Genomic DNA, 23,578 nt, shown 5'->3' on the forward strand with positions numbered 1-23,578 from the left:
AGTCGCGTTCGCCACCGTCACAATGATCCCGCATGCAGCAAGCCCAGATCGATCAACTCCGCTCGGCTGCCATTCCGGCCCAGCAACTCTTCATCGGCGGCCAGCCTGCCCAGGCGGTCGGCGAGGCGCGGCTTGACGTCGTGTCGCCGATCGACGGCCAGCTGCTGACGAGCATCGCCGACGGCGATGCGGCCGATATCGACGCCGCGGTGAGGCATGCGCGGCAGGCGTTCGAGCAGGGCAGCTGGTCGCGCGCGGCCCCGACGCAGCGCAAGAAGGTGCTGCTGCGGTTCGCCGAGCTGATCGAGCGGCACGCCCTCGAGATCGCGGTGCTCGGCGTGCGCGACAATGGCACCGAGATCGGCATGGCCTACAAGGCCGAACCGCTGTCGGCGGCCGGCACGATCCGCTACTACGCCGAAGCGATCGACAAGGTGTATGGTGAGATCGCACCGACCTCAGGCGACGTGCTCGGGCTGGTGCATCGCGAGCCGCTCGGTGTCGTCGGTGTGATCGTGCCGTGGAATTTTCCGCTGATGATCGGGGCGTGGAAGATCGGTCCGGCGCTCGCCGCCGGAAATTCGGTCGTGGTCAAGCCGCCGGAGCTTGCATCGCTCACGCTGCTGCGGCTTGCCGAGCTCGCGACCGAGGCAGGCCTGCCGGATGGCGTGCTCAACGTCGTCACCGGCCGCGGCGCATCGGCCGGCGAGGCGCTTGCGCTGCATATGGATGTCGACGCGCTCGCCTTCACCGGCTCGGGCGCGGTCGGGCGGCGGCTGCTGGAATGTTCGGCGCGGTCGAACCTGAAACGCGTGCATCTCGAGCTTGGCGGCAAGTCGCCCAATATCGTGTTCGCCGATGTGCCCGACCTCAAGCATGCGGCCAAGGTCTCCGCGAACGGCATCTTCCGGAATTCGGGCCAGGTCTGCGTCGCCGGCTCGCGGCTGCTCGTGCAGTCGCAGGTCTACGATCGCTTCATGGCTGAGCTGCTTGACGCCACCGCCAGGCTTCGCGTCGGCGATCCCCTCGAATTGACGTCTGATATCGGTGCCGTCGCCAGCAAGGTGCAGTTGCGCAAGAATCTCGACGCTGTTGTCCGCGCGGAAGCGCAGGGCGCGAAGCGGCTGGTTGGCGGCGAGCAGATCCGCGCCGACAGCGGCGGCAACTTCATGGCGCCGGCGATCCTCACCGAGGTGACGCCGGCGATGGAGGTGTGGCGCGAGGAGGTGTTCGGCCCGGTGCTGTCGGTCACGCGGTTCGACAGCGAAGAGAATGCTGTCGTGCTTGCCAATGCGACGCCCTATGGACTTGCGTCCGCAGTGTGGACCGGAAACCTTTCGACGGCGCATCGCATGGTGCGCGCCATCAGGGCCGGCGTTGTGCACGTCAACGCCTATGGCGGCGCCGACATCACGGTGCCGCTCGGCGGCTTCAAGCAATCCGGCTTCGGACGCGACAAGTCGCTGCACGCGCTCGACGCCTATACCGACCTCAAGACCGCCTGGATCGCGCTATGACATCTGCAACTGCCGAACGCTCAGGCGTTCTGAACCGATTGCTCGATGCCGAGCAGGAGCGTTTTCGCGCGCTGCATCCGCGATCGGACGCGGCGTGGCAAGACGGCAGGCAGCACTATCTTTATGGCGGTCCGTCGCACTGGATGCGACGCTGGGCCGGCGGCTTCCCGGTCTATGTCGAGGAGGCGCAGGGCGCGCATATCAGGGACATCGACGGGCGCGACTACATCGATTTCTGTCTCGGCGACACCGGCGGCATGTGCGGGCACGCGCCCGAGGCGGTGACGGAGGCGGCGCTCAATCAGCTCAAGCGCGGCGCGACCATGATGCTGCCGACGGAGGACAGCATCTGGGTCGGCGCCGAATTGTCGCGCCGCTTCGGTCCGAAATACTGGACACTGACGACGTCGGCGACCGACGCCAACCGCGCCGCGATCCGTATCTCGCGCATGATCACCGGCCGGCGCAAGGTGCTGGTGTTCTCCGGCTGCTATCATGGCGGTGTCGAGGAGGCGCATGTCGAGATCCGCGACGGCCGGGTCGGGCTGCGCAACATGATCCATCCCAACGGCATCGATCATGACGCGGTGAGCCGGGTGGTCGAGTTCAACGATGTCGCGGGCCTCGAGGCGGCGCTGGCGCATGGCGACGTCGCCTGCGTGCTGACCGAGCCGTTGATGACGAATTTTGGCATGATCCCGGTCGATCCCGGATTTCACGAAGCGTTGCGCGACCTGACCCGCCGGAGCGGCACCGTGCTGATCATCGACGAGACCCACACACTGTCCTGCGGGCCGGGCGGTTACAGCCAGGCGCATGGCCTCGAGTCCGACATTCTTGTCGCCGGCAAGGCGATCGCGGGCGGCATCCCCGCCGGCGTGTTCGGCCTCAGCCAGGAGATCGCCGAGCGGCTGTGGAAGCTCGTGCCTCACGTCAATCCGCGCGTGCGGCAGTCCGCACATCTCGGCTTCGGCGGTACGCTGGCCGGCAATGCGCTGACGGTCGCGACCATGCGCGCGGTGCTGGAGAACGTGCTGACGTCTGCAAATTATGAGCGGATGATTGGCACCGCGACCTGGCTCGCGCAGGACGCGCGCCGGTTGATCGAAGCGGCCGGTCTGCCCTGGCATGTCACGCAGATCGGCGCGCGCGCCGAGATCATGTTCATGCCGCATCCGCCGCGCAGTGGTGCCGATGTCATTGCCGGCCGGCAACCTGATCTCGAGACCTTGCTGCATGCGTTCTACATGAACGAGGGCATCCTGGTTACGCCTTTCCACACCATGTTGCTGATGTGTCCGGCGACCTCGGCGCGCGACGTCGACAAGCATACGGTGGTGTTCGCGCAATTCATCGATCTGCTGCGCGGCGCGGGAGCAATCTGATGCAACCGCCTCCGTTTAATCTTGATGGCCGGGTCGCCATCGTCACGGGTGGAGGCCGCGGGATCGGCGCCGCGATTGTCACGCGATTCGCGCAGGCGGGCGCGACCGTTGTGATCGCCAACCGGACGCTCGATGTGGCCGAAGCGCTGGCGCGCGAGCTCGCGGCCGATGGACGTGCGGCGTATTGCGCTCCGTTCGATCGACTCGATCGCAGCAGCTTGCGTGCGATGGTTGACGGTGTCGCCAGCAAGTTCTGCCGGCTCGATATCGTCGTGCACAATGCCGGCGGTTGTCCGTGGGCCTCGCTCGATGAACTCGACGAAGCAAAACTCGACGAGACGCTGGCGCTGAATCTGAACGCCAGCATCTGGCTCGCGCAAGCCGCCAGTCCGCATATGCGCGCCAACAAGTTCGGGCGGATCCTCGTGACGTCGTCGGTGTCGGCGCGTGTCGCGATGGGCGGCGGCGCGCATTACTCGGCGGCCAAGGCAGGCGTCAACGCGTTCATCCGCGGCGCCGCCTTCGAGTTGGCGCGCGACGGCATCACGGTCAATGGCGTCGAGGCCGGCTTCATCGAGAAACCCGGCCGCGGCAGCATGAGCGCGCCAGAGAACAAGGCCAGGCTCGAGCGCTTCATTCCGATGGGGCGCATGGGGTGCGGCGACGACATCGCCTGCGCGATGCTCTACCTCGCTTCCGTTGAAGCCAGATACGTCACCGGGCAGACCATCGTGGTCGACGGCGGTTCGACCTTGCCCGAAACCGGATTTGCCGTCGAACGGCAGTGGGGAGTCTGATGCCGCGGCTGGAAGGGAAGACGGCGCTGGTGACCGGCGCGGCCACCGGGATCGGCCGGGCCACGGCCGTGCTGCTGGCGTGGAGCGGCGCGCGCGTCGTGCTGTTCGGCCTCGGCGACGCCGAGCTTCAGGCCGCGGCGGCCGAGTGCGGCGGGCAGGCGATCCATGGCGACGTCACGCGTCCGGATGACGTTGCCAAGGCCGTCACCGCCTCCGGCGCGTGGCTCGACATTGTCGTCAACGCGGCGGGTTTGATCGTGCCGGATCAGCCCGCAAACGTCTCCGACGAGGTCTGGGCCAAAACGCTCGATGTCAACCTCACCGGGACGATGCGCGTCTGTCGCGCAGCGCTCCCGTTGCTCCGGCAGCGCGGCGGCGCGATCGTCAACATCGCGTCCGTTGCCGCGTTCAATGCCAGCCCGGATAGTGCAAGCTACGCCGCGAGCAAGGCGGCCGTCGTCGCCTATACCCGTTCGCTGGCCTACGCGCATGGCGCCGACGGCATCCGCGCCAACGCGGTCGCGCCCGGCTGGGTGCGGACGCCGATGAGCGCCCATGAGATGCGGTTGCTCGCGGAGCAGAACGGCACCACGGCCGAGACCGAGTTTCGCGCTGTCGAACGGCGGATCGCCTTGGGGCGGATGGCCGATCCCGCCGAGATCGCGGCATGCTGCCTGTTCCTGGCGTCCGACGAGGCGTCCTTCGTCACGGGTGCGGTGCTGGTCGCCGATGGCGGCGGCCGCTCGCCGACACAGAATCGCGCGGTCTAGAACAGTCGATTCGCGTCCAAGTGTTGCGGCCGGCACCTTGATCGGGGCCGGCGGATTTGGCACTCTCGCGCCATCACGTCATTCGATCGAGGGGCGTTATGAACAAGTCATTTTCCGTGATCATTGCCGCGGCCGCTTCAATCGTCGTGCTGTCGTCGACGGCGGCGAAATCTGGCGAGGTCTACCCGTTTGGCGATCCGCCGTACCGGCTGGACTTCGTGCAGGAGCCTCAGATCGAATCGGGCTGCTGGAAATGGAATTGGCAGCTGTACCAGTGGCAGGACTACTGCCCGGTTTACGTCTATCCGAAGGCTTATATGTTCTCGCGCTCGTCGCGCGTCGTGCTCCGCACCAGGGGGTGAGGAGCAACCTCGCGGCTTGAAGAGCTCTGCGTCACACCGATCGGAGCGACGCAGAAGCGCGCGCTCTTATGAGTGCGCGATGGTGCAGGCGATCTGCTGGTGCTTGCCGAAGTTGAGCAGCGCGTTTTCCCGGAAGCCATCCAGCCAGACGCCACGGCCGGCGTAACGATAGCCGACGCCCATCGGAACGTGCCGCACATGGATGCCGCCACGTCCGGTCAGCAGCGAGGCGGTGACCACTTCGCCCTCGACGGACACGGCGCGCGGGCACAGCGGATAGTGATGGCCGTTCTCGCAGCTGAAGACGATCTCGCTGCAGGTGCCGACCGGAGCCTTGGTGATCAGGCCGAGATCAGCGGCCGCCGCCGGCCGGGAATTGCCCGACAGTGCTGCGCCCAAAGCCAGAATTCCCGCGACCATGTAGCCAATTCGAATACGCATCAGTGCCCCCTCGTCCAGCGATAGGCTAAGTAATTGAGAAAAAATATCTGGCGCTAAATGAGCAAAAAAAGCCTCCAAGGTCAAACCTGCGACAGCGGTCGGCACAGGGGTCGGGCGCTGAGTGTTGCAGGTTTGCTGCACTGGAACGGAATTGAGAGGAAGACTGTCAGGCTGCGACAACGTGCCTTTACTGGCCACAATTGGCCTGCAAGTGGTGGACGGTATTTGAGTCGTTTCGCAGGAACTGCTTTCAGCGCCTGACCGGATCGCATCGCGAACGGGGCCGCGCGAACATCGGGGGTGGGAATGGACTTCCGTGGTGCAATCGCAGGTTCGCTCCTGACCGTGATGATGGTCTCGGCGTCTGCGCTGTCGGCTCAGGCGCAGACGCCATCTCCTCAGGCCTCGAACGGCCGGTCCGCGGCAGCGCAGGGCGATCAATCGTTTTCCGGCCCGAGCTTCCGCAAGGGCTTGTGGCGCTTCATCCGCACGCTCGACGTGGTCAGGACCGCCAACAAGAATTTCAAGTATCGGGTGATGAACGCGGAAACGACACGCTGCGTCGACCCGACCTTCGCGATGAAGGCGACCTTTTCGCCGGATCCGGTCGGAAGCTGCGTCTCCGACAAGCCTGAAAAGGTCGGCAATCAATACACCTTCGGGCACCGATGCGATTACATGGGCGCGGTCAGCACCGTCATTACGGTGCGCAGTGACGAGGCCTATACCGAGCTGAATGAGGTCAGCACCGGCGAGCATCCGAGGACCGATATGGTCGTCGCGACCAGGATCGGCGACTGCGACGACGGGACGGCCGCCAGTCCTGAAAAGTCGGCCGCCGGGCGCGTGCAGCATTAGCTGGAGATCAGGAACAGCCGGCCCGGCATCGGCGTGCCGAAGGCTGGGCTTTGGCGGCCGGTGCCTCGCCCTTGACGGTGGAGAGTCGTAACCAAAAGGGCGAGTGTTTACCTGCCCTTAACGCGAAGTGTTCTGAAATGACGTCAGGCTGGGCGTGCTTCGAGCCGAAGTCACGCGAAGCGCATCGTGCGGCCGATTGAGGATTCAACACATGGTATCGCGTGAGGACTTCGGGCACTCGAAGGTCTGCGCATGCACGCTTGGCGCCGTGATCGCGCTTGCCGTGTCCTTGCTTACGTCGCACGGCACCGCGGCCGAGGAAAGCTTCAACGGGCCGACCTTCCGCAAAGGCATGTGGCGCTTCGTGCGGACGATGGAGCTGGTGTCGCCGTCGAACGGGCGGCAGAAGCTGCTCGAGCGCGAGATGACCCGCTGTGTCGACCCGACCCAGGCGATGAAGGCGACCTTTTCGTCACCGTCGATCGGAAGCTGCCATTCATCGAGGCCGGAGAAGATCAGCAACAAGTACATCTTCTCCAACCGGTGCGACTACATGGGGCCGGTCTCCACCGTCATCACGGTGCTGAGCGATGAGGCCTACACCGAAGTCAACGAGGTCCACGGTCAGGCGCCGCGGATGGATCGGGTGGTCGCCCGCCGGATCAGCGATTGCCATGAGGAGAGGGCGCAGCTTGGCCAGCCGGCCGCTGCTGCACCGAGCGACGTCTCACGCGACGTGGAGCAGGAGACGGCTGAGGGCGATCCGCTCTAACGCCGCGCCGTCAGATCTTCTGCTGGTTGCCCGGCCCGCTGACCTTGACGGTGATCTTCTGAATTTCGGTGCGGCCGCCCTGGTACTTGACCTCGATCGTCAGGGCGTCGTCGCCAAGGAATTCCGGCGGCGCCTTGTAGAAGGCGACATAGGCCGGCACCTCGAGCGCCAGGCAGGCCTTGTAATTGGTGGCCTTGGCCTTCGCCGTCTTCATCACGACCTTTCCCGCAATGGGCGGCGTGACCAGCCTGATGGTTGGCAATGGCCCCGACGTGCAGTCAGGTAACACATTGAGGTAAATGCCGATTTGGGTGTCCCGGTTGGCCAGGGTGCGGACCTGGCGTTCGACCGTGGTCTGCTGTGGGACGGGCGTCGGTGTTGGCGCTTGCGCGGATGCCTCGCCGGCCATGCCGCCAAGCAAAACCGCGGCGCATCCATGAAGCATCACCCGCATCGGCCACTCCAAAATCGCCGGCAACATGAAATTGGGCCGGGCGGCCAGACCGCCTTTGGGCCGAGCCAATTCGGCTAAGCCGTTGTTCTTGCAGCCTCGACCTGTTCGATCTTTACCACACTCGCAGGGAAAGCATTGATTAACCAAATACATTTCTTGACCGGGGGGAGGGTTAACAATAGCCTAAAACTAAATTTTTCTACAATTTTTCCTCTAAACGCATTTTGCGGAGTTGATAATGCAGGGTTCGTTTCAGGTCGCTCAGGCTACCGGCACCGGCAATTCCACCAATTCGACTCCCGTTCGAATTTACAAGCTGACCAAGCCGCTGACCGATCAGGCAGTGGTCGTCAACCTTGGTTACGACCAGAAGGCGAAGGTCGACTTCTCGTCGATCGCCAACGAAAAGATCACGCTGGTTCATATCGGCGAAAAGCTGATCATCCTGTTCGACAACCAGTCGACCGTCACGGTTGAGCCGTTCTTCGACTCCCGCGCGGATCACCAGAGCAACATCACGATCGAGATGGCGCCCGGTCGCGACGTCTCGGTGCAGGAATTCGCAAGCCTGTTCCCGATCAGCACGGACTCCTCGGTGCTGCCCGCCGCCGACAATGGCGGCAACTCGAACGGCAATGCGCAGGCGAGCGGAGCGAATTTCAGTCCGTTTGCGGTGGATGATCTCGGTCCCGTCGGCACCAACGCGTTGGCTCCGCAGGAAGAGCTGCCGGGCTTCACCGACACGCCGCCGACCGGCTTCGTGCTCAACCAAGAAGTTCCGAAGCCCACCATTTCGCTGGGCACCGCGCCGGATCTTACGGTGGACGAGAGCTTCCTGACCGTTGCGACCAATGGCATCGCAGGTTCCGGACTGGGACCGGCAGGTTCGACCGTGGCGACGGGGCTGATCCCGTTCTCGATCACCGCGGCCGGCGGCGAGAAGTCGCTGACCTTTGCGCTGTCGATAAGCGCGCCAGGCGTCGATACCGGTCTGATCGATTCGCAGACCGGCAATCACGTGTTCCTGTTCCTGGAGAACGGGCAGGTCGTTGGCCGGGAAGGCGGCCAGAACGGCCTTGCTGACTTCACGATCTCCGTGGATGCGACCGGCCATATCACGCTCACCGATCTGCGCTCGATGCACGAGGGCAGTGGGGAAGTTGGCGGCGACATCAATGAAGGTGTGCATCTGCCTGCCGGAATGGTGACGCTGACGGCGACGGTGACGGATAACAACAACCAGACCGCGACAGCGCAAGCCGATGTCGGGCCGCATCTGACGTTCCTCGACGACGGTCCGGCGATCTCGCTGAGCGGGACGACGAGCGCGCTGAACACTTTCGAGGCGTACCTGTCGGCTTCGACCAATGCCGGCATCAACGGCTCGACGCCGGATGCGACGCCGACCCAGGGCCATGCGCTGGACAAGGAGAACTTCGCCGGCGCATTCAACGTCGTGACCGGCGCCGACGGCGCGACCACGGCCTATACGCTGAGCATCGCGGGCAACGGCACCGCGACCAACCTGATCGACAGCGCCTCCGGCCTCGGCGTCGTGCTCGATCAGACCGGCAACACGATCTCCGGCTATGTGACCGGCCATGAGGGCCAGGCGGCGTGGCTGGTGTTCACGCTCACGGTCAACACCGTGACCGGCGACGTGACGCTGACGCAAGATCGTGCGGTGCACGAGAACACCGCGTCGAGCCCGGATACCCATGAAGGCATCAGCCTGACCGGCGGTCTGGTGACGCTGACGGCAACGGTCACCGACAATGACGGCGACAGCGCCAGCCAGAACCTCGATCTCGGCACGCATATCACGTTCCACGACGATGGCCCATCGATCTCACTGAATGAGACGGTCAGGTCGCTAAACACCTATGAGGCGTACCTCTCGGCCGCGACCAACGGCGGCGTCGACGGCTCGACGCCGGACGCTGTGCCGACCCAGGGGCACACGCTCGACACCGAGAGCTTTGCTGGTTCGTTCACGGTCGTGACCGGCGCCGACGGCGCAACCACGGCCTATGCGCTGAGCATCGCGGGCAATGGCACCGCAACCAACCTGATCGACAGCGCCTCCGGCCTCGGCGTGGTGCTCGACCAGGCCGGCAACACGATCTCCGGCTATGTGGTCGGCCATGAGGGCCAGGCGGCGTGGCTGGTGTTTACGCTGACGGTCAATACCGCGACCGGCGACGTCACGCTGACGCAGGACCGTGCGGTGCACGAGAACACCGCGTCGAGCCCCGACACCGGTGAAGGCATCAGCCTGACCGGCGGCCTAGTGACCTTGACCGCGACCGTGACTGACAAGGACGGCGACAGCGCCAGCCAGCACATCGACCTCAGCAGCCACGTCACGTTCCACGATGACGGCCCGTCCGTCACGCTGAGCGGGACAGTCAATTCGCTGAACACCTATGAGGCATATCTGTCGGCTGCGACCAATGCCGGCGTCGACGGCTCGACGCCGGATGCCGTGCCGACCCAGGGTCACACACTCGACACCGAGAGCTTTGCCGGCGCGTTCACCGTCGTGACCGGTGCCGACAATGCGACCACAGCCTATGCGCTGAGCATCGCCGGCAATGGCACCCGCGACCAATCTGGTCGACAGCGCCTCCGGTCTCGGTGTCGTGCTCGACCAGGCCGGCAACACGATCTCCGGTTATGTGGCCGGCCATGAGGGCCAGGCCGCCTGGCTGGTGTTCACGCTCACGGTCAACACTGCTACCGGCGACGTCACGCTGACGCAGGACCGTGCGGTGCACGAGCTTACCGCGTCGAGCCCCGACACCGGTGAGGGCATCAGCCTGACCGGCGGCCTGGTGACGCTGACGGCAACGGTCACCGACAAGGACGGCGACAGCGCCAGCCAGAATCTCGATCTCAGCACGCATGTCACGTTCCATGATGATGGTCCGTCGATCGCGCTGACGGGCAAAGTCGGCTCGCTGAACACCTATGAGGCGTACCTGTCGGCCGCGACCAATGCGGGCGTCGACGGTTCGACGCCGGATGCCGCGCCGACCCAAGGTCATGCGCTCGACACCGAGAGCTTTGCCGGTGCATTCACCGTCGTGACCGGCGCCGACAATGCAACGACCGCCTATGCGCTGAGCATCGCAGCCAACGGCACCGCGACCAATTTGATCGACAGCGCCTCCGGTCTCGGCGTGGTGCTCGACCAGAGCGGCAACACGATCTCCGGCTATGTGACCGGCCATGAAAACCAGGCCGCCTGGCTGGTGTTCACGCTCACGGTCGACCCGGCGACGGGCAATGTGACGCTGACGCAGGATCGCGCGGTGCACGAGCTCACCGCCTCGAGCCCGGACACCGGCGAGGGCATCAGCCTGACCGGCGGTCTGGTGACGTTGACGGCGACGGTGACCGACAAGGACGGTGACAGCGCCAGCCAGAACCTCGATCTCAGCTCGCATGTCACGTTCCATGATGATGGTCCGTCGATTGTGCTCAGCGGGAACGTCAACTCGCTGAACACGTATGAAGCGTATCTGTCGGCTGCGACCAACGCGGGCATCGACGGCTCGACGCCGGATGTGGTGCCGACGCAAGGTCATGCGCTCGATACTGAGAGTTTCGCCGGCGCGTTCACCGTCGTAACTGGCGCCGACAATGCGACCACATCCTATGCGCTGAGCATTGCAGCCAATGGCACCGCGACCAATTTGATCGACAGCGCCTCCGGTCTTGGGGTCGTGCTGGACCAGACCGGCAACACGGTGTCCGGCTATGTGACCGGCCATGAGAACGACCCGGCCTGGCTGGTGTTCACGCTGACGGTCAACACCGCGACCGGCGACGTGACGCTGACGCAGGATCGTGCGGTGCACGAACTCACTGCCTCGAGCCCCGACACCGGCGAAGGCATCAGCCTGACCGGCGGCCTGGTGACGCTGACCGCAACCGTCACCGACAAGGACGGCGACAGCGCTAGCCAGAATCTCGATCTCAGCCCGCATGTCACCTTCCATGATGACGGCCCATCAATCTCGCTGAGCGGGAACGTCAACTCGCTGAACACGTATGAAGCGTATCTCTCGGCCGCGACCAATGCGGGCGTCGACGGTTCGACGCCGGATGCGGTGCCGACCCAGGGTCATACGCTCGATACCGAAAGCTTTGCAGGCGCGTTCACCGTCGTGACTGGCGCCGACAATGCGACGACAGCCTATGCGCTGAGTATCGCAGGCAACGGCACCGTGACCAACCTGATCGACAGCGCCTCCGGTCTTGGCGTCGTGCTCGATCAGACCGGCAACACGATCTCGGGCTATGTGACGGGCCATGAGAACCAGGCGGCGTGGCTGGTCTTTACGCTCACGGTCGACCCGGCGACGGGCAATGTGACGTTGACGCAGGATCGTGCGGTGCACGAGCTTACGGCCTCCAGCCCGGACACCGGTGAGGGCATCAGCCTGACCGGCGGCCTGGTGACGCTGACGGCAACCGTGACTGACAAGGATGGTGACAGCGCCGCCCAGAACCTCGACCTCAGCAGCCACATCACGTTCCACGATGACGGCCCGTCGATCTCGCTGAGCGGGAACGTCAACTCGCTGAACACTTATGAGGCTTATCTCTCGGCTGCGACCAATGCCGGCATCAATGGTTCGACGCCGGATGCCGTGCCGACCCAGGGTCACACACTCGACACCGAGACCTTTGCCGGCGCGTTTACCGTTGTGACCGGTGCCGACAATGCAACGACCGCCTATGCGCTAAGTATCGCTGGTAACGGCACCGCGACCAATTTGATCGACAGCGCCTCTGGCCTCGGCGTCGTGCTCGACCAGACCGGCAACACGGTGTTCGGCTATGTGACCGGTCATGAGAATCAGGCCGCTTGGCTGGTGTTCACGCTGACGGTCGACCCGGCTACGGGCAATGTGACGCTGACGCAGGACCGCGCGGTGCACGAACTCACTGTGTCGAGCCCCGACACTGGTGAGGGCATCAGCCTGACCGGCGGCCTGGTGACGCTGACGGCAACGGTCACCGACAAGGACGGCGACAGCGCCGCCCAGAATCTCGACCTCAGCAGCCACGTCACATTCCATGACGATGGTCCGTCGATTGGACTGAGCGGGCGAGTTGGTTCGTTGAACACCTTCGAGGCCTATCTGTCGGCCTCCACCAATGCCGGCATCGACGGCTCGACGCCGGATCTGGTTCCGACCCAGGGCCATACGCTGGATACCGAGAGCTTTGCCGGCGCGTTCACGGTGGTGACCGGTGCCGACAATGCAACGACCGCCTATGCGCTGAGCATCTCGGCCAACGGGGTCGCGACCAATTTGATCGACAGCGCCTCTGGTCTCGGCGTGGTGCTCGACCAGAGCGGCAACACGATCTCCGGCTATGTGACCGGCCATGAAAACCAGGCCGCATGGCTGGTGTTCACGCTCACGGTCGACCCGGCGACGGGCAATGTGACGCTGACGCAGGATCGTGCGGTGCACGAGCTCACCGCCTCGAGCCCCGACACGGGTGAGGGTATCAGCCTGACCGCCGGCCTGGTGACCTTGACCGCGACGGTGACCGACAAGGACGGCGACAGCGCCGCCCAGAACCTTGACCTGAGCACCCACATCACATTCCACGACGATGGTCCGTCGATCTCGCTCAGCGGCAATGTCAACTCGCTGAACACGTATGAAGCGTATCTGTCGGCTGCGACCAACGCCGGCATCAACGGCTCCACGCCGGATGCGGTGCCGACGCAGGGTCATACGCTCGACACCGAGAGCTTTGCCGGTGCGTTCACCGTGGTGACCGGTGCCGACAATGCCACGACCGCCTATGCGCTGAGCATCGCAGCCAATGGCACCGCGACCAATCTGATCGACAGCGCCTCCGGCCTCGGCGTGGTGCTCGACCAGACCGGCAACACCGTCTCCGGCTATGTCACCGGCCATGAGAATGACCCGGCGTGGCTGGTGTTCACGCTGACGGTCGACCCGGCGACGGGCAATGTGACGTTGACGCAGGATCGTGCGGTGCACGAGCTCACCGCCTCCAGCCCGGATACCGGTGAGGGCATCAGCCTGACCAGTGGCCTGGTGACGCTGACGGCAACGGTGACCGACAAGGACGGTGACAGCGCCAGCCAGAACCTCGATCTCAGCACGCACGTCACCTTCCACGACGATGGTCCGTCAATCTCGCTGAGCGGCAACGTCAACTCGCTGAACACCTATGAAGCGTATCTGTCGGCCGCGACCAACGCGGGCATCAACGGCTCGACGCCGGACGCTGTGCCGACGCAGGGTCATGCTCTGGACACCGAGAGCTTTGCCGGTGCGTTCACCGTGGTGACAGGTGCCGACAATGCCACGACCGCCTATGCGCTGAGCATCGCAGCCAATGGTACCGCGACCAATCTGATCGACAGCGCCTCCGGCCTCGGCGTGGTGCTCGACCAGACCGGCAACACGATCTCCGGCTATGTGACCGGGCATGAGAACCAGGCTGCGTGGCTGGTCTTTACGCTGACGGTCGACCCGGCGACGGGCAATGTGACGTTGACGCAGGATCGTGCGGTGCACGAGCTTACGGCCTCGAGCCCCGACACCGGTGAGGGCATCAGCCTGACCGGTGGCCTGGTGACGCTGACCGCGACGGTCACCGACAAGGACGGTGACAGCGCCAGCCAGAACCTCGATCTCAGCACCCACGTCACGTTCCATGATGACGGCCCGTCGATTGCGTTGAGCGGACGGGTTGGTTCGCTGAACACCTATGAAGCGTATCTGTCGGCTGCGACCAACGCGGGCATCAACGGCTCGACGCCGGATGCGGTGCCGACGCAGGGTCATACGCTCGACACCGAGAGCTTTGCCGGTGCGTTCACGGTCGTGACCGGTGCCGACAATGCCACGACCGCCTATGCGCTGAGCATCGCAGCCAATGGCACCGCGACCAATCTGATCGACAGCGCCTCCGGCCTCGGCGTGGTGCTGGACCAGACCGGCAACACCGTGTCCGGCTATGTGACGGGTCATGAGGGCCAGGCCGCCTGGCTGGTCTTTACGCTGACGGTCGACCCGGCGACGGGCAACGTGACGCTGACGCAGGATCGTGCGGTGCACGAGCTCACCGCCTCGAGCCCCGACACCGGTGAGGGCATCAGCCTGACCGGCGGCCTGGTGACGCTGACGGCAACGGTGACCGACAAGGACGGTGACAGCGCCAGCCAGAACCTCGATCTCAGCACGCACGTCACCTTCCATGATGATGGTCCGTCGATTGCGCTGAGCGGACGGGTTGGTTCGCTGAACACCTATGAGGCGTATCTGTCGGCCGCGACCAATGCCGGCATCAACGGCTCGACGCCGGATGCGGTGCCGACGCAGGGTCATGCTCTGGACACCGAGAGCTTTGCCGGCGCGTTCACGGTGGTGACCGGCGCCGACGGGGCGACCACGGCCTATGCGCTGAGCATCGCGAATAACGGGGTTGCGACCAACCTGATCGACAGTGCCTCTGGTCTTGGCGTGGTGCTTGACCAGACCGGCAATACGATCTCCGGCTATGTGACAGGCCATGAGAACCAGGCCGCCTGGCTGGTGTTCACGCTGACCGTCGACCCGGCGACAGGCAATGTGACGCTGACGCAGGATCGCGCGGTCCATGAGCTCACCGCGTCCAGCCCGGACACCGGCGAAGGCATCAGCCTGACCGGCGGCCTGGTGACGTTGACCGCAACCGTGACCGACAAGGACGGTGACAGCGCCAGCCAGAATCTCGACCTCAGCACGCATGTCACCTTCCATGATGACGGCCCGTCGATTGCGCTGAGCGGCAACGTCAATTCGCTCAACACCTATGAGGCGTATTTGTCGGCTGCGACCAACGCCGGCATCAACGGCTCGACGCCGGACGCCGTGCCGACGCAAGGTCATGCGCTGGACACCGAGAGCTTTGCCGGCGCGTTCACGGTTGTGACCGGCGCTGACGGCGCGACCACGGCCTATGCGCTGAGCATTGCGAATAACGGGGTCGCGACCAACCTGATCGACAGCGCCTCGGGTCTCGGCGTGGTGCTCGACCAGAGCGGCAACACGATCTCAGGCTATGTGACAGGCCATGAGAACCAGGCCGCGTGGCTGGTGTTCACGCTGACAGTCGACCCGGCAACGGGCAATGTAACGCTGACGCAGGATCGTGCGGTGCACGAGCTCACCGGCTCCAGTCCGGACACCGGTGAAGGCATCAGCCTGACCGGCGGCGTGGTGACGCTGACGGCGACGGTGACGGATAAGGACGGTGACAGCGCCGCCCAGAACCTTGACCTGAGCACCCACATCACATTCCACGACGATGGTCCGTCGATCTCGCTCAGCGGCAATGTCAACTCGCTGAACACGTATGAAGCGTATCTGTCGGCCGCGACCAATGCCGGCATCAACGGCTCCACGCCGGACGCCGTGCCGACCCAGGGCCATACGGTCGACACCGAAAGCTTTGCCGGTGCGTTCACGGTCGTGACCGGTGCCGACAATGCAACGACCGCCTATGCGCTGAGCATCGCAGCCAATGGCACCGCGACCAATCTGATCGACAGCGCCTCCGGTCTCGGCGTCGTGCTCGACCAGACCGGCAACACCGTGTCCGGTTATGTGGCCGGCCATGAAAACCAGGCGGCGTGGCTGGTGTTTACGCTGACCGTCAACACCGCGACCGGCAGCGTGACGCTGACGCAGGACCGCGCGGTGCACGAGCTCACCGCCTCGAGCCCGGACACCGGTGAGGGCATCAGCCTGACCGGCGGCCTGGTGACGTTGACCGCGACGGTGATCGACAAGGATGGCGACAGCGCCAGCCAGAACCTCGACCTCAGCAGCCACATCACGTTCCACGATGACGGCCCGTCGATCTCGCTGAGCGGCAACGTCAACTCCCTGAACACCTATGAAGCGTATCTGTCGGCGTCGACCAACGCCGGCATCAACGGCTCCACGCCGGATGCGGTGCCGACGCAAGGTCATGCGCTCGATACCGAGAGCTTTGCCGGCGCGTTCACGGTGAAGACCGGCGCAGACGGTCAGCAATCATTGACCTATGCGCTGAGCATTGCGAATAACGGGGTCGCGACCAATCTGATCGACAGCGCCTCCGGTCTTGGCGTGGTGCTCGACCAGAGCGGCAACACGATCTCCGGCTACGTGGCCGGCCATGAAAACCAGGCAGCTTGGCTGGTGTTCACGCTGACGGTCAACCCGGCGACCGGCAGCGTGACGCTGACGCAGGACCGTGCGGTGCACGAGCTTACGGCCTCGAGCCCCGACACCGGTGAGGGCATCAGCCTGACCGGCGGTCTGGTGACGCTCACCGCGACCGTGACCGACAAGGACGGCGACAGCGCCGCCCAGAACCTCGACCTCAGCAGCCACATCACGTTCCACGATGACGGCCCGTCGATCTCGCTGAGCGGGAACGTCAACTCGCTGAACAGCTACGAGGCCTATCTGTCGGCGTCGACCAACGCCGGCGTCAACGGTACGACGCCGGATGCGGTCGCGACGCAGGGCCACACGCTGGACACCGAAGTCTTTGCCAATGCGTTCACGGTGAAGACCGGCGCGGATGGTCTGCAGTCGCTGACCTATGCGCTGAACATCGCAGCCAACGGCACATTGACCAACCTGATCGACAGCAACTCCGGTCTCGGCGTCGTCCTGGACAAGAGCGGCAACACGATCTCCGGCTACGTGGCCGGCCATGAGGGCCAGGCGGCGTGGCTGGTGTTCACGCTGACGGTCGACCCGGCGACGGGCAATGTGACGCTGACGCAGGATCGCGCGGTGCACGAGAACACCGCCTCGAGCCCGGATACCGGCGAAGGCATCAGCCTGACCAGCGGCCTGGTGACGTTGACGGCGACGGTGACCGACAAGGACGGCGACAGCGCCAGCCAGAACCTCGACCTCAGCACCCACGTCACGTTCCACGATGACGGGCCGCATTTCGGCACGATCGACAACGGGATCATCGCGGACGCCGCAGGACTATCCCTCGTGGGCAACCTGCCGGTGTTCTCCGGCGCCGATGGCTTCGGTGCATATGCCTTGACCCTCGCCGGCGACACGCCGCCGGCGGGCCTGACGTTCGACGGCCAGGCCGTACATTACTCGATCGACGCATCGGGGCACATATTGACCGCCTATGTCGGCGCGGCTCCGTCACCGGCGAACGACATCTTCACGCTGACGGTGGATCCGACCACCGATCACTACACGTTCACGTTGCTCGAGCCCTTTACTGCGGTGACGACCGAGAATGTCGGCGGTTCGAGCGCCTTCGGCTCGGGTCCGTCTCAGGAGCAGGTTCTGACCTCGGGCGCCGACCAACTGGCGGTTATTTCGGGCACCGCCTCCGGCGGTGGCCAAGGCAGTGTGAACGGATCTACCGTTGGCTGGGGTGTCGGCAACAACAACTTCGATCAAAACGAGAAGATGCTGTTCGACTTCACGAGCGGTGCGAGCGCCAGTCCGGTTCACAACGCAGCGTTCGTTCCTCCGGGACCCGAATCTGTCGCCAACTACACCTTCTCCGGTTACAAGGCCGGGGACGACATCCACTACGTCGTGTCCTATTGGGACGGTGTACACACGGCGTCCATCACATCGGTGTCCGGTGATTTCGATCCGTCCGCGCACGCCTCGATTGCCAACGAATGGTCGACTCCGGCAGCGCCCGCCGGCATGCAGCTCTACACGGTCCAGTTCACGGACGTGACGGGCAGCGGCAAGGTCGACCTGGTCAGCGTCGGCGTTGAATCCACGGTGAATCTCTCCGAGAATCTGAGCTTCAACGTGGCGACGATTGACGGTGACGGCGATACGGCCTCCAGCACCATCAATATCAACATCAATGGCAGCACGACCCTTCAGGGTACGGCGGGCAATGATGCGATCCAGGGCAGCTCCGCCAATGAGACCCTGATCGGCGGCGGCGGCAACGACAGCCTGACGGGTGGTGGCGGCAACGACATCTTCGTCCTGCCGGGTTCGGGAGGCGGACACGACACGATTACCGACTTCTCCGCCCTGGCCGACAAGATCTTTGTCGATGTCGCCAGTCAGAACCTCACGATCGGCACGTCGACCGCGATCACGGCGGGTCAGTTCACGTCGTCGGCGACGACCGGCGGAACCGAGAATGCGGCGACCGCCTGGAACGAAAGCGCCAGCACCAACAAGTTCTTCTTCAACAATACGACGGGAGAGCTCTGGTATTCGGCCAATGGCACCGGCAGCGACAAGGTGGACCTTGCCCATGTGAGCACCGGCGTGCCGGCGGCGGCGAGCATCCATACGTTCTAGGCCGCGCCAGCCCTAAAAAGAGAAATCCGCGGAGGCCAACTCCGCGGATTTTTTGTTGGATTGGGGCCGCTACATCAGTACGGGCAGGAAGCCCGGGAGCGGGTCTGCGGCCTCGAGCGGCTCCACGCCGGTCCATTCGGCCTCTGCCGCGTTGGCGGCCGCCGGTGCCGCGTCAAACTCGTCGCCGAGCGGCAGCCGCTTGGCGTAGGGCGCCGCAAACAACTGGACGCCGTGCTCGTTGATCGCAAACATCGGCGTGAAGTTGCCGAGCTCGCCGTCGTCGATCAGCTCGGCGCGGCGGCTGTCGAGGATCAGCCAGCGGCCGTCGAGCCGCGCCGCCAGCACCGCATGATCCTGCCGGATGGCGCGATCGCGGCCGAGCACCAGGCGCAGCTCTTCACGCGGGAAGCCGGCTTCGCTGAGCGCGATGTATTTTGCGATCGCGTAGTCCTCGCAGTCGCCCTTGCCGGTCGCAAAGGTGGCGAGCGGGGCGGTCCAGCGGTCGGCCTCGCCGTACTGGGCGAAGTCGCTGACATAGCGGATCGCCTGGTTGACGGCGCGGTTGGCCTCATCCAGCCGGTCGCGTCCGGACTTGGACTTGACCGCGTTGATCAGGCGGAGGAATTGCGCGGCATTGGGCGGGCAGGCGGCCGCGTTCTCGCGGCAATGCGCGAGCACGGTCTGCTCTTTGGCGAGATCGGATTCGAGGCCGCGCCATTTGCGCCACAGGCCGTTCTCCGGTGCGCGGAAGGTGAACAGGCCGAACGGCTCGGCGCCGACAGGCGGCAGCGGTTTCGCCGCGGGCGAGGCGTCGGTCGCGGTGTTCGTCGGCGTCAGCGCGGCGGTGCGAAGCGCGTTCGGGCCGCGGCCACGCTGCCGGTCGAGCTTGGCCAGCACGTCGGTGATGGTGAAGAAGGTGGCCGGCGGGCGGTTCGATGCGGCGTCCGCCGTCGCCGTAAGCTCGCCGGCGGAGCTGCCGAGAGACAGTTCGTCCGCGGCAAATGCGGATGAGGCTGCGCAAAGACTTATTGAAAATGCAGCCACGGCCATGACCGCCGACGAGGCAATCTTCAGCGACTTCATATGACGTCCCCAATACCGGGGACCGTCAACGTCTGTGCGCCGATCTGCGTCCCCGCTGTTATCGGGGCGCAGACTGACGCCTTGGCCGCTTAAGCGGAGTTAAGTGGAGGGGCTGCCGCCTGGCATTGTCGGAAAGGCGGTCAATCCAGGGTTTGCCGGTTCGTTCGAAATTGAACGACCGCAGGTCATGAACGGGTAACCATGCGCGGGCCGCGATCAGCGTTCGCGCAGGGCCTCGTCGCGCAGCAGGCGGGCCGGCTTCACGATGTAGTCCAGCACGGATTTTTCACCGGTCAGCACCTCGACCGTGGTCACCATGCCCGGAATGATCGGCAGCGGATGCTGCTCGGTGCCGAGATGGTTCTTATCGGTGCGCACCATGACCCGATAGAAGGTCTCCGGACGTTCGGTCTTCTCCGCCTTGTCGTCGACGATGGTGTCGGCGCTGATGCGTTCGACCTTGCCCTTGAGCGATCCGTAGACCGAAGAATCATAGGCGCTGATCTTCACCACCGCGTCCTGGTCCGGACGGATGAAGGCGATGTCCTGCGGACGGATCCGTCCCTCCACCAGCAGCGTGTCGTCCAGCGGAACGATGTCCATCAGATTGGCGCCGGGCTGCACGACGGCACCGATGGTGCTGATGTTCAACTTGTTGACGATGCCGTGGACCGGCGCCTTCAGGTCGGTGCGGCGCACCCGGTCCTGGGCGGATTTGATGTTTTCGTCGAGCACGGCGAGGTCGGCACGCGATTTGGCCAGATCCTCGTCGGCCTGCGAACGGAACGACGCGGTGATGTTGGCGATCTTCGATTGCGCCTCGGCCAGTTGCCCCTTCATCTCGGTGGCCTGCCGATCGAGCCGCAGCATCTCAATCTCGGGCACCACCTTCTGCTCATACAGCTTGCGGGTCAGGGTCTGCTCGCGTTCCAGAAGCTTCAGCGAGCCGGTGAGGCGGGTGACCTGCTGGTTGAGCACGTCGATGTCCTGCGCGACCTTCTGGCCCCGCATCTTGAACACGCTGGTCTCGGTCGCGACCGCGGCAGGAACCATCTTGTCGAGATCGTCCGGGAAGGTGAGCTCGCTACGTCCGCGCGCCTCGGCGTCGAGGCGGGCTACCCGCGCCGCCATCGCCGCGCGGCGCTCACGGATCTCACCGAACTCGGAAGCGAACTTGGTGTCGTCGATACGCATCAGGGACTGGCCCTGCTGAACGATGTCGCCTTCGCGCACCAGGATGTCGCCGACGATGCCGCCTTCGAGAGATTGCACCACCTGCATCTGCCGCGACGGCACGACGCGGCCGCTGCCGCGCTTGACCTCGTCGAGCACCGCGAAATGCGCCCAGACCACAAACGTCGCCAGCAGCGCGCAGGAGGTCCACAGCAGCATGCGTGAGGTGCGGGGCGTGCGCAGCAGCGCCGCGGACCGGATGTCGTTTGCGAAAGCAAAATCGGAAGACGCCATAATATTCGCTCGTTATGCAGATTTCGGCTGGATCGTATTCTCGGGCGACGGCGGCGTGGACGCGGGCTTGCCCTGAAGCAAGGCGAGCACCTTGTCGCGCGGGCCGTCGGCAACCAGACGGCCATTGTCGAACAGCAGCAGGCGATCGACCATGTTGAGCAATGACAGACGATGGGTCGAAATGATGATCGTCATGCGCTCGTCGCGGAGCCCCTTGAGGCGCTCGAGGAATTCCTGCTCGCTGCGAATATCGAAATGCGCCGTCGGCTCGTCGAGGAACAGCACGCGGGGCTTGCGGATCAGGACGCGCGCGAGCCCGATGGCCTGCTTCTGGCCGCCGGACAGGCTGCGGCCGCCTTCCGAGATCGGCATGTCATAGCCCATCGGATGGCCGGCGATGAAGCTCTCGACGCCGGAGAGCCGCGCGGCCAGCAGGATTTCCTCGTCGGTCGCCTCCGGCTTGCCGAGGGCAATGTTGTCGCGCAGCTTGCCGTAGAACAGGTCGGTGTCCTGCATCGCAAAGCCGATGCCGGCGCGCAGGTCTGAAGGATCGTATTGGCGCGAGTCGACGCCGTCGACCATGATCCGGCCTTCCTTCGGCTCGTAGAATCCGAGCAGCAGCCTGCCGACCGTGGTCTTGCCGGATCCGACCCGGCCGATGATGCCGACCTTTTCTCCGCCCTCGATCTTGAAGCTGACTTTCTCGAGCGCGTTGCCCGGCGCGTTGGGATAGGCGAACGAGACGTTCTCGAAAGCGACCTTGCCGTCGTCGATCCGCCTAGCGACGTAGGATCGGGTCGGCGAGCGTTCGCGCTCGATCGACATGATGCGGTCGATCGCCTTGAGCGACGACAAGGTCTGCGTGCCCTTGGTGATGACCGAGGCGATGCCTGCGATCGGCGCCAGGATGCGGCCGGCGAGCATGTTGGCCGCGACCAGCGCGCCGACGCTCAGCTTGCCGTCGAGGATCAGGAAGATGCCGACGATCACCATCAGCAGGCTGGTGATCTGCTGCGCGGTGCTCGCGCTGGTCAGCGACATCGACGACCAGAAGTGGACGTCCTCGCCGGACCGGGCGGTCGCCGCGACCGAGCGCTCCCACAAGGTCTGCATGCGGGCCTCGGCGCCGGTCGCGCGGACGGTCTCCAGGCTCGACAGCGACTCGACCAGCACGCCGTGCCGGGCGGCGGATTCGGCTTGCAGGCGCTTCATCGCACGATCGAGCGGACGCTGCAGCAGAAAACCGATCAGCATGACGAGCGGGAGCATGATCAGCGGGATCCAGGCCAGCGGCCCGGCGATGATGAACAGCACCCCGACGAACAGGATGGCAAACAGCAGGTCGGTCGCCGAGACCACGCTGCCGGAGGTGAAGAATTCGCGCACCGAGTCGAAGTCGCGGAGCTGATTGGCGATGATGCCGACCGAGGTCGGCCGCTGCGCCATCTTCACGGCCATTACATGCTCGAAGATATTGGCGGCGAGCACGACGTCGATGGTCTTGCCCGTGACGTCGATCATGCGGCTGCGGACCATGCGGAAGATGAAATCGAAGACGATGCCGAGCCCCATGCCGATCGAGAGCGCGATCAGGGAGGGGATCGCACCGTTGGGGATGACGCGGTCATAGACGCTCATCGTGAAGAGCGGGGTCGCCAGCGCCAGGACGTTGGTCAGGAAGGCCGCGATCGCGATGTGCCCGTAGCTGCGCCAGTGCGCCTTCACGACCGACCAGAACCAGTGGCTCCTGGGGATGTCTCCTGCGGCGACGGTGCGCGCATCGGCCTGCGCTGCGCTTCGCACCAGAAATGCGTAGCCGGTATAGTCCGCAGCGAGCGAGGCGATGCCGGCGATGCGCGGGGTCTGCGGTGTCGCCGGCTCGACGATCTTGATCGACTTGTTCGCCGGGTCGACGCCGAGCAGGATGAGCGCGGAGCCGTCCTTCATGATGAGGACGGCCGGCAGCACCAGCGCAGGAATGTCCGCAATCGCGCGCTTGACGGCCTCGGTCTCAAGGCCCGCACGTCGCGCGGCGCGGTCGTAGAGCGAAACCGACAGGCGTCCATCCGTGATCGGAAGTCCGCCGAGCAGCGCTTCGCGGCTCACGGCGCGGCCGTGATGGGCGGCGAGATAGGTCAGCGATGCGGTGAGGGGATCGTCGCCGAGCGTGCGCGGCCGGCTCGTCGCGGCAGCCGTTGAAGTTGAATCATCTGACGGGGAGCGGCCGGCATCAGCCACCGCGCTGGGGGTTCGAAACAACAACTGAAACCTCGATAACCAAAATGGAAATGCAGAAATCGCATTCGACGATTGCG

14 protein-coding genes are annotated in these 23,578 nt (G+C 64.8%); 9 read left to right on the top strand and 5 right to left on the bottom strand.

The window, feature by feature from the left end:
• The first annotated feature begins 32 nt into the window (after positions 1-32).
• From ACVMB0_RS22215 to ACVMB0_RS22235, 5 genes are all read left to right on the top strand, one after another.
• A complete protein-coding gene (locus ACVMB0_RS22215; protein ID WP_461347678.1) occupies positions 33-1,517 on the top strand; it encodes an aldehyde dehydrogenase in 1,485 nt (494 codons plus the stop codon).
• Positions 1,514-2,902 carry a transaminase gene (locus tag ACVMB0_RS22220; protein ID WP_461347679.1) on the top strand — a complete coding sequence of 463 codons (1,389 nt, stop codon included), beginning with the start codon at positions 1,514-1,516 and terminating at the stop codon, positions 2,900-2,902. The genes ACVMB0_RS22215 and ACVMB0_RS22220 overlap by 4 nt, the downstream gene beginning before the upstream one ends.
• Positions 2,902-3,699, top strand: coding sequence for an SDR family oxidoreductase (locus tag ACVMB0_RS22225; RefSeq protein WP_461347680.1), 798 nt, complete (start codon positions 2,902-2,904; stop codon positions 3,697-3,699). Before ACVMB0_RS22220 ends, ACVMB0_RS22225 begins: the two co-directional genes overlap by 1 nt.
• Positions 3,699-4,469, top strand: coding sequence for an SDR family NAD(P)-dependent oxidoreductase (locus ACVMB0_RS22230; protein WP_456755565.1), 771 nt, complete (start codon positions 3,699-3,701; stop codon positions 4,467-4,469). Before ACVMB0_RS22225 ends, ACVMB0_RS22230 begins: the two co-directional genes overlap by 1 nt.
• A 98-nt stretch (positions 4,470-4,567) precedes the next feature.
• Positions 4,568-4,831, top strand: a complete 264-nt coding sequence (locus ACVMB0_RS22235) for a hypothetical protein (protein ID WP_456755564.1) — start codon at positions 4,568-4,570, stop codon at positions 4,829-4,831.
• Between the two features lie 66 nt (positions 4,832-4,897).
• Here the strand turns inward: ACVMB0_RS22235 and ACVMB0_RS22240 are convergent, their stop codons facing one another.
• The gene (locus ACVMB0_RS22240) at positions 4,898-5,272 is read right to left on the bottom strand and encodes a hypothetical protein (RefSeq protein WP_461347681.1); all 375 of its coding nucleotides are present in this window, start codon (positions 5,270-5,272) and stop codon (positions 4,898-4,900) included.
• A 306-nt stretch (positions 5,273-5,578) separates the two neighbouring features.
• Between ACVMB0_RS22240 and ACVMB0_RS22245 the strand changes: the two genes are divergently transcribed.
• Positions 5,579-6,130 carry a hypothetical protein gene (locus ACVMB0_RS22245; protein WP_461347682.1) on the top strand — a complete coding sequence of 184 codons (552 nt, stop codon included), beginning with the start codon at positions 5,579-5,581 and terminating at the stop codon, positions 6,128-6,130.
• A 211-nt stretch (positions 6,131-6,341) separates the two neighbouring features.
• Positions 6,342-6,902 (top strand): DUF3617 domain-containing protein, encoded by a 561-nt coding sequence (locus tag ACVMB0_RS22250; RefSeq protein ID WP_461347683.1) that lies wholly within the window; start codon positions 6,342-6,344, stop codon positions 6,900-6,902.
• A gap of 10 nt (positions 6,903-6,912) precedes the next feature.
• Here ACVMB0_RS22250 and ACVMB0_RS22255 read toward each other — a convergent pair whose 3' ends face one another.
• Positions 6,913-7,356 carry a hypothetical protein gene (locus ACVMB0_RS22255; protein WP_461347684.1) on the bottom strand — a complete coding sequence of 148 codons (444 nt, stop codon included), beginning with the start codon at positions 7,354-7,356 and terminating at the stop codon, positions 6,913-6,915.
• Between the two features lie 238 nt (positions 7,357-7,594).
• On the opposite strand from ACVMB0_RS22255, the gene ACVMB0_RS22260 reads away from it, so the two are divergent.
• Together ACVMB0_RS22260 and ACVMB0_RS22265 are read left to right on the top strand one after the other, a co-directional pair.
• Positions 7,595-10,048: a DUF5801 repeats-in-toxin domain-containing protein gene (locus ACVMB0_RS22260; RefSeq protein ID WP_461347685.1), complete on the top strand. Its 2,454-nt coding sequence runs from the start codon at positions 7,595-7,597 to the stop codon at positions 10,046-10,048.
• Positions 9,951-18,713, top strand: coding sequence for a DUF5801 repeats-in-toxin domain-containing protein (locus ACVMB0_RS22265; RefSeq protein ID WP_461347686.1), 8,763 nt, complete (start codon positions 9,951-9,953; stop codon positions 18,711-18,713). Before ACVMB0_RS22260 ends, ACVMB0_RS22265 begins: the two co-directional genes overlap by 98 nt.
• A 69-nt stretch (positions 18,714-18,782) precedes the next feature.
• Here ACVMB0_RS22265 and ACVMB0_RS22270 read toward each other — a convergent pair whose 3' ends face one another.
• The 3 genes from ACVMB0_RS22270 to ACVMB0_RS22280 all read right to left on the bottom strand — a co-directional run bounded on the left by ACVMB0_RS22270 (position 18,783) and on the right by ACVMB0_RS22280 (position 23,402).
• Positions 18,783-19,796, bottom strand: a complete 1,014-nt coding sequence (locus tag ACVMB0_RS22270) for a transglutaminase-like cysteine peptidase (protein WP_461347687.1) — start codon at positions 19,794-19,796, stop codon at positions 18,783-18,785.
• 216 nt (positions 19,797-20,012) lie between these two features.
• The gene (locus ACVMB0_RS22275) at positions 20,013-21,263 is read right to left on the bottom strand and encodes an HlyD family type I secretion periplasmic adaptor subunit (protein ID WP_456755557.1); all 1,251 of its coding nucleotides are present in this window, start codon (positions 21,261-21,263) and stop codon (positions 20,013-20,015) included.
• Positions 21,264-21,275: 12 nt separating this feature from the next.
• Positions 21,276-23,402, bottom strand: a complete 2,127-nt coding sequence (locus ACVMB0_RS22280) for a type I secretion system permease/ATPase (RefSeq protein WP_461349698.1) — start codon at positions 23,400-23,402, stop codon at positions 21,276-21,278.
• Between the last annotated feature and the right edge of the window lie 176 nt (positions 23,403-23,578).

Source organism: Bradyrhizobium sp. USDA 4451 (assembly GCF_054822585.1).